Here is a 13,870-nt window from a genome sequence, read left to right as displayed (position 1 = left end):
GGCGACCATCTCGTCCTCATTGCTCACACCCAGTACCTGCACGACCGTCAGCATAGGATCGAACTCGGTGGGTGCCGCAGCCTGCCGCACGTCATCTCGTCCACAGGTCTTGACTATTGCTCCCGATCTGCGGGTGGTCGCCGCGATCCTCTGCGCGTCCTGGCCGTTCAGCCGCGAAGTCCTTGAGCCGGACTCCCAAGATGCGGTGAGCAGGCACGTCCAGGCCCTCGGCGCAGGGGCTCGCCGGGTTCACGACAGCCCTCCGTAGGACTCCGCCGCGGCGGCCGGGCTGCTGACCCCCGCCGTCCGCCTGCTTGATGAGCCTGATCTGCACGTACTTGTCGTCCATGCCCGAGCAGGCCGGCCCGGCAGCGCAAGCAGAGCCCCGTGGGTCCCCGTCTTCGAGCGGAGCGAGTCTGCCTGCTCGGACGGGTTCCGGCAGGCGACGGCGCCCGTGACCCGCACCTACCGGCGCACCGGCACGCGCGGAGCCGGATCCCTCAACCCCGGGGCGGCTACCGCCCCGAACACATTCCCGCGTTCCTGGAGCAGAGCTGGTACGACCGCCACCTCGCACCGCTCCAGCCCGGTTCGCACGCCAACCTGCTGCGTCGCCTCGGCGCGGGTCTTCCTTGTCCAATGGTCGATGGGCGGCTCCATGGGCGATGCGGCCAACCTCCTCGGGATCAGCCCAAAGGGAGGCCAGTATGCGTCCACCGTCGGGGTCTACCGCTGGCTCGAAGAGCAAGGGGCCGCCCGCTTCACCACCGTGCTGCAGGATCTGGCCCAGGAACTGGATGTCGCCCCCACCCTGACCGACTACCAGTACCGCCGGTTTGTCCTCCGGAACTGGTGCCTGTCCCTGGACCTCTGGAAGGAGATCACCGAGAACCTCCCTCCCGTTCCCGGTCCATTCCAACCGATCATGGACGACCGGAAACGGCAGGAGGCATCCGCTTTCGTCTGGGCCAACGTCACTCAGGGTGAGCCTCGCTTCGCGCCACGACCGATCGAATCAACTCAACCAGATCCGGTTCGCAACACGTGGCTCCAGCGACGCAGCAGCACCTGGGCCAAACTCACTCGCCCAGACCCAATGGCCCACTACGCAGCCCTGCGCGACCTTCTGCTTCAACCCGCCGAGCATCTCACTCGCGAGATCGACAGCGCTCCGGATACTGCCCGGCTTCAACTCCCATGACGATCTTGTGGATGTCGGCCGACCGCCGAACCCAGCTCATCCCGGGAGTGAGGATGCCTCACCAATCGCGGTGAGCAGTTGGAAAGGCAGCTCCCGATCCGCCTGGCCGATGGCCAGTGCAAGCCATCGGCCAGAGGACGGTGGCTGCCACAGCCGCATGCTGCCAGCGACGTTACACAGGAAGCCGAGAGGCTCTGGGGTCATGAACTCAGGGTCTGGATTGTCGAACCCGAGATACGGCCACAGATCCACCGTCGTGGGACTGCCCCAACGAGCGGTCAGAACGACAGCCAGCGCCTCGAGATCGAGTTCCAGCTCCTTCTCGGCCGCCTCGACGATCTCCTCACTGCGGTCATCCCAGAAGTCCTGGCTCTCCCGGAGCACGGCCACGTGATGTCCAGGCCCACCCCATCCACCGCCTATCCCCGGCTTACCGTCCTGCTCGGGGAACGGCAGGGCACTCAGTTCATCAATGATCGACAGCTGGGCTTCGGTGAAACCCGTCGAACGGTGCTGGCTCGCCATGAGCGAAGCCTAACTTGATCTTTAACCAGGGAGCTCGAACGGCCCGTCGAACTTGATCACTCGTATTGGTAACTGCCGTACGTAGGAGCGGCCTTCGTCTGATCCTGTGCTCCGACCAAGGAATGCACATGATCAAGACGAAGGCCGTGGGGATGAGTGTGGTGCACGACGGCGCCGACAGGGATGCGTTCGCTGAACTGTCACGCTTCCGAGGTGAGGTCTACTCCTGCTTGACCCGGCGTGGGGACGCGCTGTTCGAGCTGGCCGAAGCGGTGCTGTGTGCCGACGGGCCGGTCCGGTCGCTGGTGGAGCTCTCGCTGGTGGGCGAGTACCGCCGCGGACACGGCGGGCTCTACGCCGGCCTGGCCCGCGGCCGGATCGATGCCGATCGGATGCGGCGGGCGCTTGCGGAGGTGCCATTTGCCACGAGCGGCCGACGGCCGGCTGGTGCTGGCCGTCGACATCACGTGCTGGCTGAGGCCTGACGCCCACACCTCACCCGAACGGATCCTCTGTCACATCCTACGGGCGGGGCAAGGACCAGCACATCCCTGTTCCGGGCTGGCCCTACTCGGTCATCGTTGCCCTGGAGAGCGGCCGCAGCCCGTGGACCGCGCCTCTGGACGCGCGCCGCCTGGCGCCGGGCGACGACGCCGCAACCGTCACCGCACAGCAGTTGCGCGAGCTGGTCCAACGTCTCGTCGACGCCGGGCAGTGGCGAGCGGGCGACCCGGACGTGCTCGTCGTCGCGGACGCCGGTTACGACGTTCCCCGCCTTGCCTTCCTCCTCAAGGACCTGCCCGTGCAGGTCCTGGGGCGGATGCGCTCGGACCGTGTCCTGCGCAGAGCCTGTCCTCCCCGCTTGCCCGGCACCACGGGACGACCGCCCAGGCACGGTGGCGAGTTCGCCTTCAACGACCCTGCCACCTGGGGCACCCCCGACACCCGGACCATCACCGAGACACGCCTCTACGGCACTGCCACCGCTCGGTCCTGGGACCGCCTGCACCCCCGGCTGACCCACCGGTCCTCCTGGGTCGCCCAGACCGGCACCCTGCCGGTGGTCGAGGGCACCGTGATCCGCCTGGAGGTCGACCACCTGCCCAGCGGCGCGATCCCGAAGCCCGTCTGGTTGTGGTGGTCCGGCACCGACGCCACCGAACCCGACACCCACATGCTCTGGCAGGTGTTCTTGCGCCGCTTCGACATCGAGCACACGTTCCGGCTGTTCAAGCAGACCCTGGGCTGGACCTGCCCGAAGATCCGCACGCCCGAGGCCGCCGACCGCTGGACCTGGCTGATCCTCGCCGCCTACACCCAACTCCGCCTCGCACGGGCCCTCGCAGCCGACCTCCGGCGCCCCTGGGAGAGGCCCGCCGAGCCGAACAAACTCACCCCGGCCCGGGTCCGGCGAGGATTCCGGCACCTCCGCGGCAAGGCCGCCTGCCCAGCCGGTGCACCGAAACCAAGCCGACCGGGACCAGGACGGCCACCCGGCCGCAAGAACACCCAGCCGACTCCGCGCCATGACGTCCACACCGTCGGCAAAACGGACGCCGCAAAGCGCCCGGCGAAGAGAAACCAACAGGTCAGCAACCCACGACGCCGCCGCACAGGTTAAAGATCAAGTTAGAAGAGCAGGAATAGTCCGGCGACTCGGTCGGCGGTGGTCAGCGTGTCGTCGTGGAGGAGTCTGCGGGCGTTGTCCCAGCGGGCCCTCGGAGTCATGGGGGCCCACGGGGCCCTGCCCAGCGCTCGGCGCCGAAGGTCAGCCCCTTTGCCAGCCGGTTCTTGATCACCCAGCGGATGAAGGGGCCGGCCCGGTAGCTGAGGTCCTCGCGAGCTTTCCACTGCTCCAGGTCGGGCTGGGTGCAGGTGGAGAGGGTCAGGCCTCTTCCGGACAGCCAGTCCAGGAAGGACGGCAAGGTCTACCACTGCCTGAACACCCTGAAGTCGTTCGACGCCTGGGGCACACCGCGGCTTTCTACGGAATGCCCCGGGCGGCGGCCTGCAGGAGTGGCTCGAGAGGGCGCTCAAGCCCGCCGAACTCGGCACCAAGGACTACAAGATCAACGTCCTCATCGAGGAGAAGTACCTCGAGGTCGTCGACGATGACCAGTGCGTGGTGACACCTACCAGCGCCTGACGGTCAGGCACGCCGTCCCCCCGGGGGAGCCACCGAGACCCTCGGCCCATCGCACCCCGGGGGGACGGCACCGGGCGCCGAAGCCGGCTTACCTCTGATCTGCGGTGTGCTCGTAGCGCCGAGCCGACGTGAATCGACGGTGCTCGCGACGGTGAAGGTCACACCGCCAGCCAACCCCGGGTATCACCACCTGGTGATCCAACAGGACCGCACCCCTCGACGCCTGGGGCGGGGGCGGCCCCGGAAGGCCCGGTGGCCCGCTCGGTGTCAACGGGCTTGCCACCGGGTGGGTTGGGCGGCTTGTTGGTCGCGGGGGCCGGGCGATGCGGTTCCCGCAGGGTGTCGCGTAGCGGCGGGCTCCCGCAGGCTCCGACCGCGCCGCAGGGCTACTTCTTGTTGAGGGAGGTGTGGTTCCACCAGCCCTGGCGTCCCGCGGTGAACGAAACCGTGCGTTCGCCGATCCTCCCCTCGTAGCGGGTGCCGGTGGTCAGCGGGCTCCTGGGGGCGGCGCCGTGCGGGTCCTTGACCGAGGGCACGGTGAGCGTGGCGGCGGGGGCGAGGTCGGAGGGCTGGAAGCCCTGGGGGTCGAGGGTGGTGATGACTTCGTCCCAGTTCGGGGCGCCGGCCAGTTTGTGCGCGAGGTGGACCTCGTCGTCCCGGCCGAAGACCAGCTGGGTCACGTAATCGGGGTAGCCGGCTTCGGGGTCGAGCGGCCGGTAGTGCACGACGTCCGCCTTGTGGCAGCCGGCGTCGGTGGCGTCGAAGATGCGGGTGAAGTCCCGTTCGCCCTGGGCGTCGACAGTGACCCGCTCCAGCTCGACCGGCAGCGAGGTGCGCGTGCCTTCGGTGATCCCGCTCAGCGGCCAGTGTCCTTCGGAGAACAGCGAGTAGTAGACCTGCTGGTCCTCGTGCGCGGCGAGGTCCGTCAGGTAGGTCTCACGCAGGGCGTCGGCCAGCTCGAAGGTGGTGATCATCTGGAAGGCGTGGAGACCGACGTAGTACAGGCCCAGGTGGTAGCTGAAGATCGTCTTCTTGCCGATCAGCAGAAAGCGGTGGCCGTGCCGACCGGCGGCGTCGGCGCTGAGGGTGTCGGGCAGGGGTTCGGTGCTCATGCGGGGACCTCCTGGAGTGCGGGGGTGGGGGTGTGTCGGCGCTGCCAGAACGGCCGGTCGGGCCAGCGGTGTTCGGCGGCGTAGTGGTGGCGGTGGTTGCGCAGGTAGACGGCGTGGACCTCGGCGACGGCGCGGGCGTAGCCGGCGAGAGCGTCAGGGGCACCGTCCAGGTGGGCGTGCACGGCCCGGCCGGCGCTCAGGCCGGTGAACAGGGCGGTGAGGATGCCCTGCGAGGACAGCGGGTCGAACGCGACGGCGGCGTCCCCGGCGGCGGTCCAGCCGTCGCCGTGCACGCTGACGAGGCGGGCGGTGTGGGCGGGTGCGCGCCGGGGCACGGTGTCCGGGGGCCACGGGTGGGGCCCGGTGAGCGGGCTGATGTGCCGGGTGGCCGCGAGGGCGGTCGGCAGGGCGGTCCGGGCGGCGGGCAGGTCGGCGTCGGTGTACCAGGCGAGCAGGCGGCGGCCGGCGGGCAGCGGCGCCGTGTACCACCAGCCGTCGGGCGCCGCCTCGACCGTGGTGGTGGTGTCGGTGCGCTCCGGTGCGGGGCCGAGGGTCAGGTGGACGGCGACCAGGCGGTCCCTCACCAGCCGCCGGGCCCCGCAGGCGGTGGCGACGGCGGCCCGGCGGCCGGTGGCGTCCACGATCCACCGGCAGCGGACGGTGCCCCGGCCGCGCAGTTCGACCGTCCACCCGCCGTCGGCGCTGCGGGCCAGGGGCCGGACCGCCGACCCGGTGGCGAGCCGCGCGCCCTGCTCCTGGGCGTGCTCGCGCAACCGCCGGTCGAACAGTTCCCGGTCGAGGTGCCAGCCGTGGCCGTGCGGGTCGAGGATGCTGTCCACCGAGGCGAGCTCGGGGCCGCCCCACGCGGACCGGTTGGCCAGGCACGCGACGTGGCCCTCGCTCAGGGCTCCGTCAGCGCCGAGGTCGCGCAGCAGCACCCGGGCGGCGGCCGGCAGCGCCTCGCCGACCGGGGCCGGTCCGCGCCCGGCGTCGGCCAGCAGCACCGTCCGGCCGGCCCGGACCAGGGCGACGGCAGCGGCCGCACCCGCCGGGCCCGCGCCCGCCACGACCACGTCGACGCGGGGGCCGCGGGCCGGGGCGGGTGCGGCCGGCCTCACGCGGCGCCGTCCGCGGGACGGGCGCCGCCGCCGTTGGCGGACTCCTCACCGAACGGGTCGAGCTTGTCGATGTAGCCGACCGTGATCTCCTCGGCGCTGTAGCCGGTCCGCTCGACGACGCCCCCGAGCACGCCGCTGTAGGCCGCGGCGTCCAGCGCGGTCGACTCCGGGACGTGCACGGTCACCAGGTTGCGGTTCGGCGAGACGCCCTCCAGCGGGAAGCCGGGCACGGACTCGACCTGGACCACGTCGGGGAAACGGCCGTCGCCCACCGTGTAGCGCCGGGTCTCCACGATGCCGAAGTGGTGCCACTGCACGGCCGCTTGGGCCAGCTGCTGCTTGTACTCGCCGTGCAGGCCCCGCAGCCAGGAGGCCCGACGGGCGAACGCGTCCTGGCGGTCGTCCTCCGAACCAGCGCCGCCGCCTTCTTTGTTGACGATCCGGAAGTCCTCCTCGGTAAGCACGTGATTGGGCACCCGCGCGGGCCAGAAGGTCGGCAGGTGGGGGTCGTAGCGGCCCTTGGGCAGGGCGTTGGACTCGTAGCCGGAGCGGCAGCTCGCGGTGTCGGTCTGCCACGGGATCGCCATCCAGCGGGTCAGGCCGCCCGGCGGCTGGGCGTGCAGCGGGCCGTCCGCGCCGAGGGCCCGCTCGGCGGTCAACTGCGGGCCGTAGTCGGGCTCCGGGTCGTTCTCGGCGCGGTGCAGGATCCGGAACGGCTCCTGGTACATGCTGGTGTGCCGGATCGGCCAGGTGACCTCGCAGCCGGGGTGGAAGGCGTCGGCGAGGCAGAAGTCCAGTGCCGCGCGGTCCAGCAGGCCGGGCTGCTCGGCGACCGGGGCGTCCTCCAGGCGGGCGGGGAAGTCAGGGATCGCGGCGGTGCTGAAATCACCCGCGGCCCACTTCTCCAACTGCTCGATCTGGGTGTCGGACAGCGTCATGTACTGCAGCTTGGACTTGGGCTTGCTTGCCATGCCGTCGCCGTAGAACCACGGCCAGGGCTGCGGGGACAGCCCGTCGCGTTCGTAGTCGCGCATCGCGGTGTACACCTGCCGGCGCAGCTCGCGGTTGCGCTCCGCCCTGCTGGAAAGGCGCTCCAGCAGGGCGGGGGCCATGAAGTCCTCCGGGCCGCCGAAGCCGTGGTGGGTGGCGTACCCCTTGTTGACCCACTGGAGTTCGCAGAAGCGGTGCAGGATCGGCTTGATGTCCCGCTCGAACGACACCTCCTCGGTCGCCCCGACCGGCCGCTCGGGCCGGAAGACGTCCTGCAACAGGTCCCACAGGGTGCGCGGGGTCTTCACCTCGGGGGCGTAGTTGGGCGGACCGACCACCACCCAGGCGCCCTTGACCTCGACGTCCGCACCGTTCAGCCGCAGGGACGCGGTGACCGGGCCGTCGGAGGTGTCGTCGTACCAGCCGTCGTTGTTGCCGAAGGACTTCAGCTCCTCGCCGCCGGGGGAGGCGGAGGTGCCGCTGCCGCCGAGGACGACCAGCCGCCCCTCCTCGTCGGTCTGCATCCGGCCCAGCGGGACGGGGACGTTGAAGCAGGTGCCGCCCGTGAACTCCACGACCTGTTTACTGCCGGGGACCAGGGTCTTGCGACCGGGGTCGATGATCAGGTGGGAGCGCTTGGCGTCGTCGGTCTTGCCGTTGCGGCGCAGGGAGGCCTTGTCCTTCATCTCGGGGATGTCGAGGGCGAGGTCGAAGTTGTACCAGGCCGCCTTGCGGTTGGCCACGTGCACGGCCCACTTGACCTCCACCCCGGCCTCGGACGGCTTCACCTCCCGCACCACCCGGCCCTGGGCGTCGTAGCCGTAGATCCGGAACCGGGCGGCCTGACGCTTGATCGCGCCGGCCGCGTCCTTGTAGAAACCGACCGGCGCTGGTGGGGGCGCGGGCGTCTCGGGGCCGTAGAACCAGCCGTCCTCGGCGCTGCTGTTGCCGACGCGGGCCACCCCGATCGCGGGGTGGATCTTCGCGTAGGCGATCTCGTCAGTCATCGAGCTCTCGTGTCCTTTCCTGGACAAGGGGGTAGGGCCCGTGCGGGCCGCCGCAGGCAGCCCGCACAGGTTGTTTGCCGCTCGTCACGTAGAGTGCGTACGACGGGCATCGACCCTGTCACCGCCACCCGCAGCGGGGCGGGCCAGTCGGCTCGGTGGCCGGCGGGCGACGAGAGCCGCCAGCCATGACCACGCCGCGGATCCAGAGATCACCCAGGGCGGCAAAAGCGCGGCTGCCCGGCCCTCCGCAACGAGCATGGTGCGCCCCTTCCGAACTAGGTCGCACTCGAAGGAATGGCTCGACACGCCGATCCCCGAAACCCTGGCTCGGTGAACTCACCCAATTGCCCGGGACATGAAGACCGCCACTGCGCACGACGCATCGAACACGCCACGCACCCGAACACGTTCACCACCCGGCACCCACCGGACCTCACCGCCACCACGGCACACCGACTCGCCGCCGCAGCCGAGACCTCCAGATACGGCACCGCCCACCTCCCCCTCGAGGCCCCACCCCCCGTCGGACGGGCTTGCGGGTCGGAACAGCATCCAGGCCCCTCCGGGGCCAGCAGCCGTGGTGGCGTGCCCGTGGCGCCCGTGGTGATGCCTGCCTACTGCTGGCACGGTCACTGGGAAAGGCCTCGGGAATGACGGGCGAGAGAGCCTGGAGACGGCCGACAGCGTCCTCAGCTTCCCTGTGCTGCTCGGGACCCTGCTCCGGCCTGCTCGGCTCCCGCCCATCCTCGCCAGGAGTCCCAGCCAGGGACGGAACTGAGGGCGTCCGAGTGCCCGGGGCGGGAGTCTCTTCACCTCGGCCACCGACGGCCGGGACCGCGGACCACGCGGAGCGCGGCGGGCAACAGCCGCACCGGCGTTCATGGCCACCGACGAGCACCAGGTGGCACACCAGGACTGGTAGTCGGACCACGCCAGGTTCGAGGCCGGGTTGGACTGGGCGCGGGTTGGGCGAAGGGCCACGGCGGGTCGTTGGCGGCGCCGGCGCGTGCCTCGGTCGGCGGATACGCGCTCGGCACCTGGTTGCCGGAGCTGCGGGAGTCGGCCCAGGTGCCGGCCGGAGAGCGGGGAGCGGTGTCGCCGGAGCGCCGCAGGGCGCTGGAGGAGATCGCCCCGTGGTGGTGCCCGGCCTGGCCGATCACCTGGCAGCGCGCGTACGCGACCGCCCGGCAGTGGTGGCTGGAGTGCGACGGCCGGGTCGACTGGGCGCAGCTGGCCCAGGAGACGGCGTACGAGGGTGAGCAGCTCGGCCGCTGGTCCCAGGCACAGCGGGCCGGCTGGCCCGACCTGGAGGCCGATCAGCGCGACCTGCTGACGGCGATCGGCATCGAGGCCGACCCCGAGCTGGTGGCCGCGAAGGCCGCGGCCGAGGCGAAGCCGACGCTCTCCCGCGGGGACCGGTTCGTGCAGGGCCTCGCTGCAGAGCCCGAAATTCACACGCGGGAGTCTAATGACTGATGATCAAGAACGCGGTCCCTATCTGCCGCGATCCGGTGGCGCCGCACGACCGTGACGCCAATTCTCGTGAGCATCCGCAGCGTCCAAGATCGCCAGCTGCTGCCGAACCTGCTGATCAAACGCTGTTGCGTCATCTGAACGACGCCAAGCAGCAGCGCTGCGCGCGGCTGTGACCTACACCGGTGAGTTCGGCGGGACGAAACTCACCGACCGCCCGAAGCGGCACTTGCCGATCACCGAGCGGCCAACCCATCACGCGGTACGACGAGCCCGACCGCTGTGCATGACGCAGAGGCGTTGGTTGCGGATCGAAACCGTCCGCGACGACTGCTCGCCGTCGTTCCGCAACGAACTCCAGCAAGGGGTCTGGCGCCGCTTCTCCCCCGCAGTCCAGCAGCCGGTCGAAGCCAGCGGCCCGGTGATCCCCGTCCGCCAACGCGGCTACCTGCCCGAACACATCCCTCAGCAGCTCCCGCGCGAGTGGATCGAGATCCTCCTGGACAACGGGGCACCGCTCGGCCTCGGAGGTGTCCTCAGCCGTTTCCGCCGCATCGCGGCGATCCAGCTCGTCCAAGCCGCGGACGGCATCAGCGCCACCGGCGCCTCACGGCTCCTTGGCTTTCCCTCAAGCCGGCCGCGGCCCGGCCACCTGGGCCTCACACCCAAACCGGAGAACCCCTGGACCCGGATGCACGTCAACGAGCGGCTGCCGGAGGCGTTCGAGGCCCTCGCCCGGCACATCGCCGGCCAGTCCCATCCCGTCGACTACCACGAGCGGCGCCAGTTATCTGGGGCGCTCAGGAGCCGTAAGGCACGGAAGGCACGTGGGCCTGATCGGTCCGTACCCTTAGTGGCTGTTGTCGTTCCGATCTTGAGGGGCGTTGATCGAACTGGCGTCCTGAGTCGGACAAGCTGCCTGTCGGCCGTGAGCCGATCCTTTGGGGGCGGGGCATGAGCCCGGTAGGGATGGGGCCTCCCCGCATGGCGCCTTGGGCACGATCGAGCCAGCGGAAACGGTGTTCGGTATCCAACTCGCTTGTCCGGGTGGGAGTATGCGCGCGGGGCATGTGGTCCTGGTGCGGGCCGGGTACGACGTCTGGGGGACGGGATGATCACTGGGCTGGTGGTGGAGGACGGCGGGTTCGAGCTGGTCGTCGGGGGTGCGGGGCTGGGCCCGCGCAGGCCGCTTCGGGACGGTGACGCCGACTGGCTGGCCGGGGTGGCGGGCCGGTACGTGGACGCGGTGCGGGGCAGTTCCCGGCGGGAGGTGCTGCTCGCACTGGGGCGGGAGCTGTACGGGTGGCTGGACGGGGAGCGCCGCTGGCTGCGGCAGTTGCTGGAGGAGGCTTCAGCGCCGCTGCTGTTCGAGGTGCGGGGGCCGAGGAGGCCGTCGGGGGCGGAGTGGGCGCTGTTGCGGGCGCCGTTCGAGCTGCTGGCCGCTCCCGAGGGCGGGTTCCTGGTCGAGGAGCCGGAGCAGTTCGCGGTGGTGCGACGCCTGGGCCGTCCGGGTCCGGCGGATGCCCTGGACGACCGGCGGCTGGGGGTCGCGTTCATGGCCTCCTCGCCCCGGGGCCAGCATGAGCTCGACTACGAGGCGGAGGAGTTGGCGGTCCTCGGGGCGGTCGGGGAGACCGGTCTGGACCTGGTGGTCGAGGACTCGGGCAACCCCGAGCGGCTGGGGGCCCGGCTGGCGGAGCTGGGCGGGATGCCGGTGGTCCACCTGTCGTGCCACGGGCTGCACAACTGGCGCGAGAGCCCTGGGGATCGCCCCACACCGGTGCTGCTGCTGGAGGACGACCTGGGGCAGGGGCGCCCGACCAGCGCGAGGGAGCTGGTGGGCCTGCTGACGCCCCCGCCGCGGCTGGCGTTCGTGTCGGCCTGCCTGACGGCCACCGGCGCGGACATGGCCGGGCACCTGCCCGCCGGCGCCGGACGTCGCGGCGCGGAGGGCGCCGGGGCGGGGGCGGTGGTGGCGCACTCGCTGGCCACGGAGCTGGTGGCCGCCGGGATCCCCGCGGTGATCGGCTGGGACGGCTCGGTCGGCGACCGTGCCGCCACCCTGTTCGCCGAGCACCTCTACGCCCGGCTCGGCCGCCGCGTCACCGTGGCGGAGGCGGTGGCGGCCGCCCGCCGCGAACTGCTGGAGTCCCCCGACGAGCACGTGCGCGCCGACTGGCACCTGGCACGACTGTGGCTGGGGCCCGCGGGTGGCGGCCCGCTGGTCGCGGGAACCGTGAAGCGCCGGATGGCACCCGCACATCACGCCACCACGACGTTCCTGGGCAGCAAGCACGACGTCCGGGTCGCGGCAGCCGAGATGTTCGTCGGCCGACGCCCCGAACTCCAGCAGTCCCTGCGGGCCCTGCGCGGCCGACAGAAGGGTGGCGTGCTGCTCCACGGGCAGGGCAGGCTGGGCAAGTCGAGCCTGGCTGCCCGGATCGCCGACCGCCTCCCCGACCGGGCCGCGGTCGTCTTTGGCGACTACACCCGCACGGCAGTCCTCGACGCCGTCGCCACCGCCGTCGAACCGATCCCCGATGCCCGCGACCTGCTCAGGGACCGGCGCGCCGACGTCCGCGAACACCCCGACCGCTTCAGAGCACTCCTGGTCGACCTGCTGACCGGACCCTGCGCCCAGGTGCAGGGAACCCGCCGGCCCCTGCTGCTGGTCATCGACGACCTTGAACAGGTCCTCACCCACGACCCCCACGGCCCGCACCGGCTCCACGACGGGGCCGCCGAGGTACTCGCCGACGTCATCTCCGCGTTCGACCCGGCCACCACCGACAGCCGACTCGTCCTCACCAGCCGCTACACCTTCACCCTCGACGGCCTGGAGAGCCGCCTGGAGGCCGTCCAACTCCAACCGCTGTCCCCCGCCGCCCGGCACAAACTCCGCCGCCGCCAGCAGGACCTGGCCACCACCCAGAACCACGCCCCGGACACCGAAGCGGCCCGGCGGGCCGAGCTGGCCCGGCGCGCCATGGACGTCAGCCGCGGCAACCCCGGACTGCAGGATTTGATCGGGCTGCGCCTGGTCTACGGCGAGCAGGTCGACCCGGCCCGGGCAGAGGCCGCCATCGCGGCGATGGAGAACTACCTGCGCCAGGGTGCTCCGGCCGGCGATCCCGACCTGTCCGCGTTCCTGGAGAACCTGGCCCTGGACACCCTCCTCGATCAGGCCGGGCCCGCCCACCGGGACCTGCTGCGGGCCTGCACCCTTTTCGCCCTCCCCGTCCCGCAACCCGTAGTCGACACCCTCGCCGAAGCGGTCGGCGGATCGGCGAACCGCCTGCGCGGCCTGGGCCTGCTGGACGCCTTCCCGGACGACTACCACCGCCCCACGACCGCCGTGGCCGTCAACGCCCTCGCCGCCGGACGCCTGACCCCCCTCGGCCCCGACGAGCACACCACCCTGGCCGCCCTCGCCGTCGAACCCCTCCACACCCACTGGGGCGGAATCGCACCCCGCACCCCCCGCAGCAACGACCAGGACCTCCAGCTGACCCGCCTCGCCGTGGCCGCCGACCGCCCCGCCGTCACCGCCGACTGCGCCACCGCGGCCGTAAGGGGCCTGCACGAGGGCTCGGCCTCCGCCGCCGCCGCACTCGGCCAGCGTGCCATCGACCTCCTCGACCGCCACCACCACCCCGTCCCCCTCCACCTGCTGCGCGCCGTCGCCGAAGCGGCTGCCACCAGGGGCGACGGCGATCGGGCCGACGCCCTGCTGGACCGCGCCGTCCGGCAGATCCAGGCTGACCCCCAGCACACCGACCCGGCAGACCACGCGGCAGTGCTCCACGACCACGCCACCGCCTGATCACCCTTGGTGAAACCGGACAGGCCGAGATCCTGCTCCACCAGGCCCAACAGCTGTTCACCGATCTCGGCGACACCCGCTCCGCCGCGATGACTTGGGGGAAGATCGCGGACGTCCTGCAGCAGCGCGGAGAGCTAGAAAAGGCCCTGCGGATCCGCCGCGATGTCCAGCTGCCGGCCTTCGAGCAGATCGGCGACACCCGCTCCACCGCAGTCTCCTGGGGGCAGATCGCGGATGTCCTGCAGCAGCGCGGTGAGGTGGAGGAGGCCCTGCGGATCCGCCGCGAGGTCGAACTGCCGGAGTACGAGCGGATCGGCGACACCCGCTCCGCCACGGTCACTTGGGGGAAGATCGCGGACGTCCTGCAGCAGCGCGGAGAGCTAGTGTCCTGCGCCGGAGATCCGTCGGCAGAAGCGGGCGAGGGAGTCGAGGATCTCATCGGCGGTCTTGGTCCAGGTGAACGGGGTGGGGTCCT

General features: G+C 71.3%; 11 protein-coding genes and 1 pseudogene. 7 read left to right on the top strand and 5 right to left on the bottom strand.

Annotated features, from left to right (window positions below; translation table 11 throughout):
- Window positions 1-454: 454 nt before the first annotated feature.
- Window positions 455-1,201 carry a hypothetical protein gene (locus AB0J08_RS38900; protein WP_360644019.1) on the top strand — a complete coding sequence of 249 codons (747 nt, stop codon included), beginning with the start codon at window positions 455-457 and terminating at the stop codon, window positions 1,199-1,201.
- Window positions 1,202-1,237: 36 nt separating this feature from the next.
- Here the strand turns inward: AB0J08_RS38900 and AB0J08_RS38895 are convergent, their stop codons facing one another.
- On the bottom strand, window positions 1,238-1,726 hold the full coding sequence (locus AB0J08_RS38895; protein WP_360644016.1) for a hypothetical protein: 489 nt from the start codon (window positions 1,724-1,726) through the stop codon (window positions 1,238-1,240).
- Window positions 1,727-1,878: 152 nt separating this feature from the next.
- Here AB0J08_RS38895 and AB0J08_RS38890 point away from each other — a divergent pair.
- Window positions 1,879-3,347: pseudogene (locus AB0J08_RS38890) on the top strand (NF041680 family putative transposase).
- A gap of 103 nt (window positions 3,348-3,450) precedes the next feature.
- On the opposite strand, the gene AB0J08_RS38885 reads toward AB0J08_RS38890, so the two are convergent.
- The 4 genes from AB0J08_RS38885 to AB0J08_RS38870 all read right to left on the bottom strand — a co-directional run bounded on the left by AB0J08_RS38885 (window position 3,451) and on the right by AB0J08_RS38870 (window position 8,099).
- Window positions 3,451-3,651 carry a hypothetical protein gene (locus AB0J08_RS38885; RefSeq protein WP_360644013.1) on the bottom strand — a complete coding sequence of 67 codons (201 nt, stop codon included), beginning with the start codon at window positions 3,649-3,651 and terminating at the stop codon, window positions 3,451-3,453.
- 607 nt (window positions 3,652-4,258) lie between these two features.
- Complete coding sequence (locus AB0J08_RS38880; protein WP_360644010.1) at window positions 4,259-4,984, bottom strand: hypothetical protein; 726 nt, start codon at window positions 4,982-4,984, stop codon at window positions 4,259-4,261.
- Entirely contained in the window at window positions 4,981-6,102 is a 1,122-nt protein-coding gene (locus AB0J08_RS38875) for a tryptophan 7-halogenase (protein ID WP_360644007.1), read from the bottom strand. Before AB0J08_RS38875 ends, AB0J08_RS38880 begins: the two co-directional genes overlap by 4 nt.
- Window positions 6,099-8,099 (bottom strand): LodA/GoxA family CTQ-dependent oxidase, encoded by a 2,001-nt coding sequence (locus AB0J08_RS38870; RefSeq protein ID WP_360644005.1) that lies wholly within the window; start codon window positions 8,097-8,099, stop codon window positions 6,099-6,101. Before AB0J08_RS38870 ends, AB0J08_RS38875 begins: the two co-directional genes overlap by 4 nt.
- Before the next feature lie 990 nt (window positions 8,100-9,089).
- Between AB0J08_RS38870 and AB0J08_RS38865 the strand changes: the two genes are divergently transcribed.
- The 5 genes from AB0J08_RS38865 to AB0J08_RS38845 all read left to right on the top strand — a co-directional run.
- Window positions 9,090-9,575 carry a hypothetical protein gene (locus AB0J08_RS38865; protein ID WP_360644002.1) on the top strand — a complete coding sequence of 162 codons (486 nt, stop codon included), beginning with the start codon at window positions 9,090-9,092 and terminating at the stop codon, window positions 9,573-9,575.
- Window positions 9,575-9,748, top strand: a complete 174-nt coding sequence (locus AB0J08_RS38860; protein WP_360644000.1) for a hypothetical protein — start codon at window positions 9,575-9,577, stop codon at window positions 9,746-9,748. The genes AB0J08_RS38865 and AB0J08_RS38860 overlap by 1 nt, the downstream gene beginning before the upstream one ends.
- The gene (locus tag AB0J08_RS38855) at window positions 9,745-10,530 is read left to right on the top strand and encodes a hypothetical protein (protein WP_360643997.1); all 786 of its coding nucleotides are present in this window, start codon (window positions 9,745-9,747) and stop codon (window positions 10,528-10,530) included. Before AB0J08_RS38860 ends, AB0J08_RS38855 begins: the two co-directional genes overlap by 4 nt.
- Window positions 10,531-10,683: 153 nt before the next feature.
- Window positions 10,684-13,395, top strand: coding sequence for a CHAT domain-containing protein (locus AB0J08_RS38850; protein ID WP_360643993.1), 2,712 nt, complete (start codon window positions 10,684-10,686; stop codon window positions 13,393-13,395).
- 89 nt (window positions 13,396-13,484) lie between these two features.
- The coding region (locus tag AB0J08_RS38845; protein WP_360643990.1) for a tetratricopeptide repeat protein at window positions 13,485-13,870 on the top strand (386 nt) is incomplete at its 3' end.

The sequence above is a fragment of the Kitasatospora sp. NPDC050463 genome, assembly GCF_040655255.1.
In the GTDB taxonomy this organism is placed as follows: Bacteria; Actinomycetota; Actinomycetes; order Streptomycetales; family Streptomycetaceae; genus Kitasatospora.
Note: the sequence above shows the minus strand (reverse complement) of the source record. Positions and strands in the feature narration are given on the sequence as shown.

What these genes read in the sequence shown, in the direction of transcription:
- AB0J08_RS38850 (WP_360643993.1), top strand. Translation starts at nt 10,684, where the DNA reads ATGATCACTGGGCTGGTGGTGGAGGACGGCGGGTTCGAGCTGGTCGTC.
- AB0J08_RS38870 (WP_360644005.1), bottom strand. Translation starts at nt 8,099, where the DNA reads ATGACTGACGAGATCGCCTACGCGAAGATCCACCCCGCGATCGGGGTG.
- AB0J08_RS38880 (WP_360644010.1), bottom strand. Translation starts at nt 4,984, where the DNA reads ATGAGCACCGAACCCCTGCCCGACACCCTCAGCGCCGACGCCGCCGGT.
- AB0J08_RS38860 (WP_360644000.1), top strand. Translation starts at nt 9,575, where the DNA reads ATGATCAAGAACGCGGTCCCTATCTGCCGCGATCCGGTGGCGCCGCAC.
- AB0J08_RS38895 (WP_360644016.1), bottom strand. Translation starts at nt 1,726, where the DNA reads ATGGCGAGCCAGCACCGTTCGACGGGTTTCACCGAAGCCCAGCTGTCG.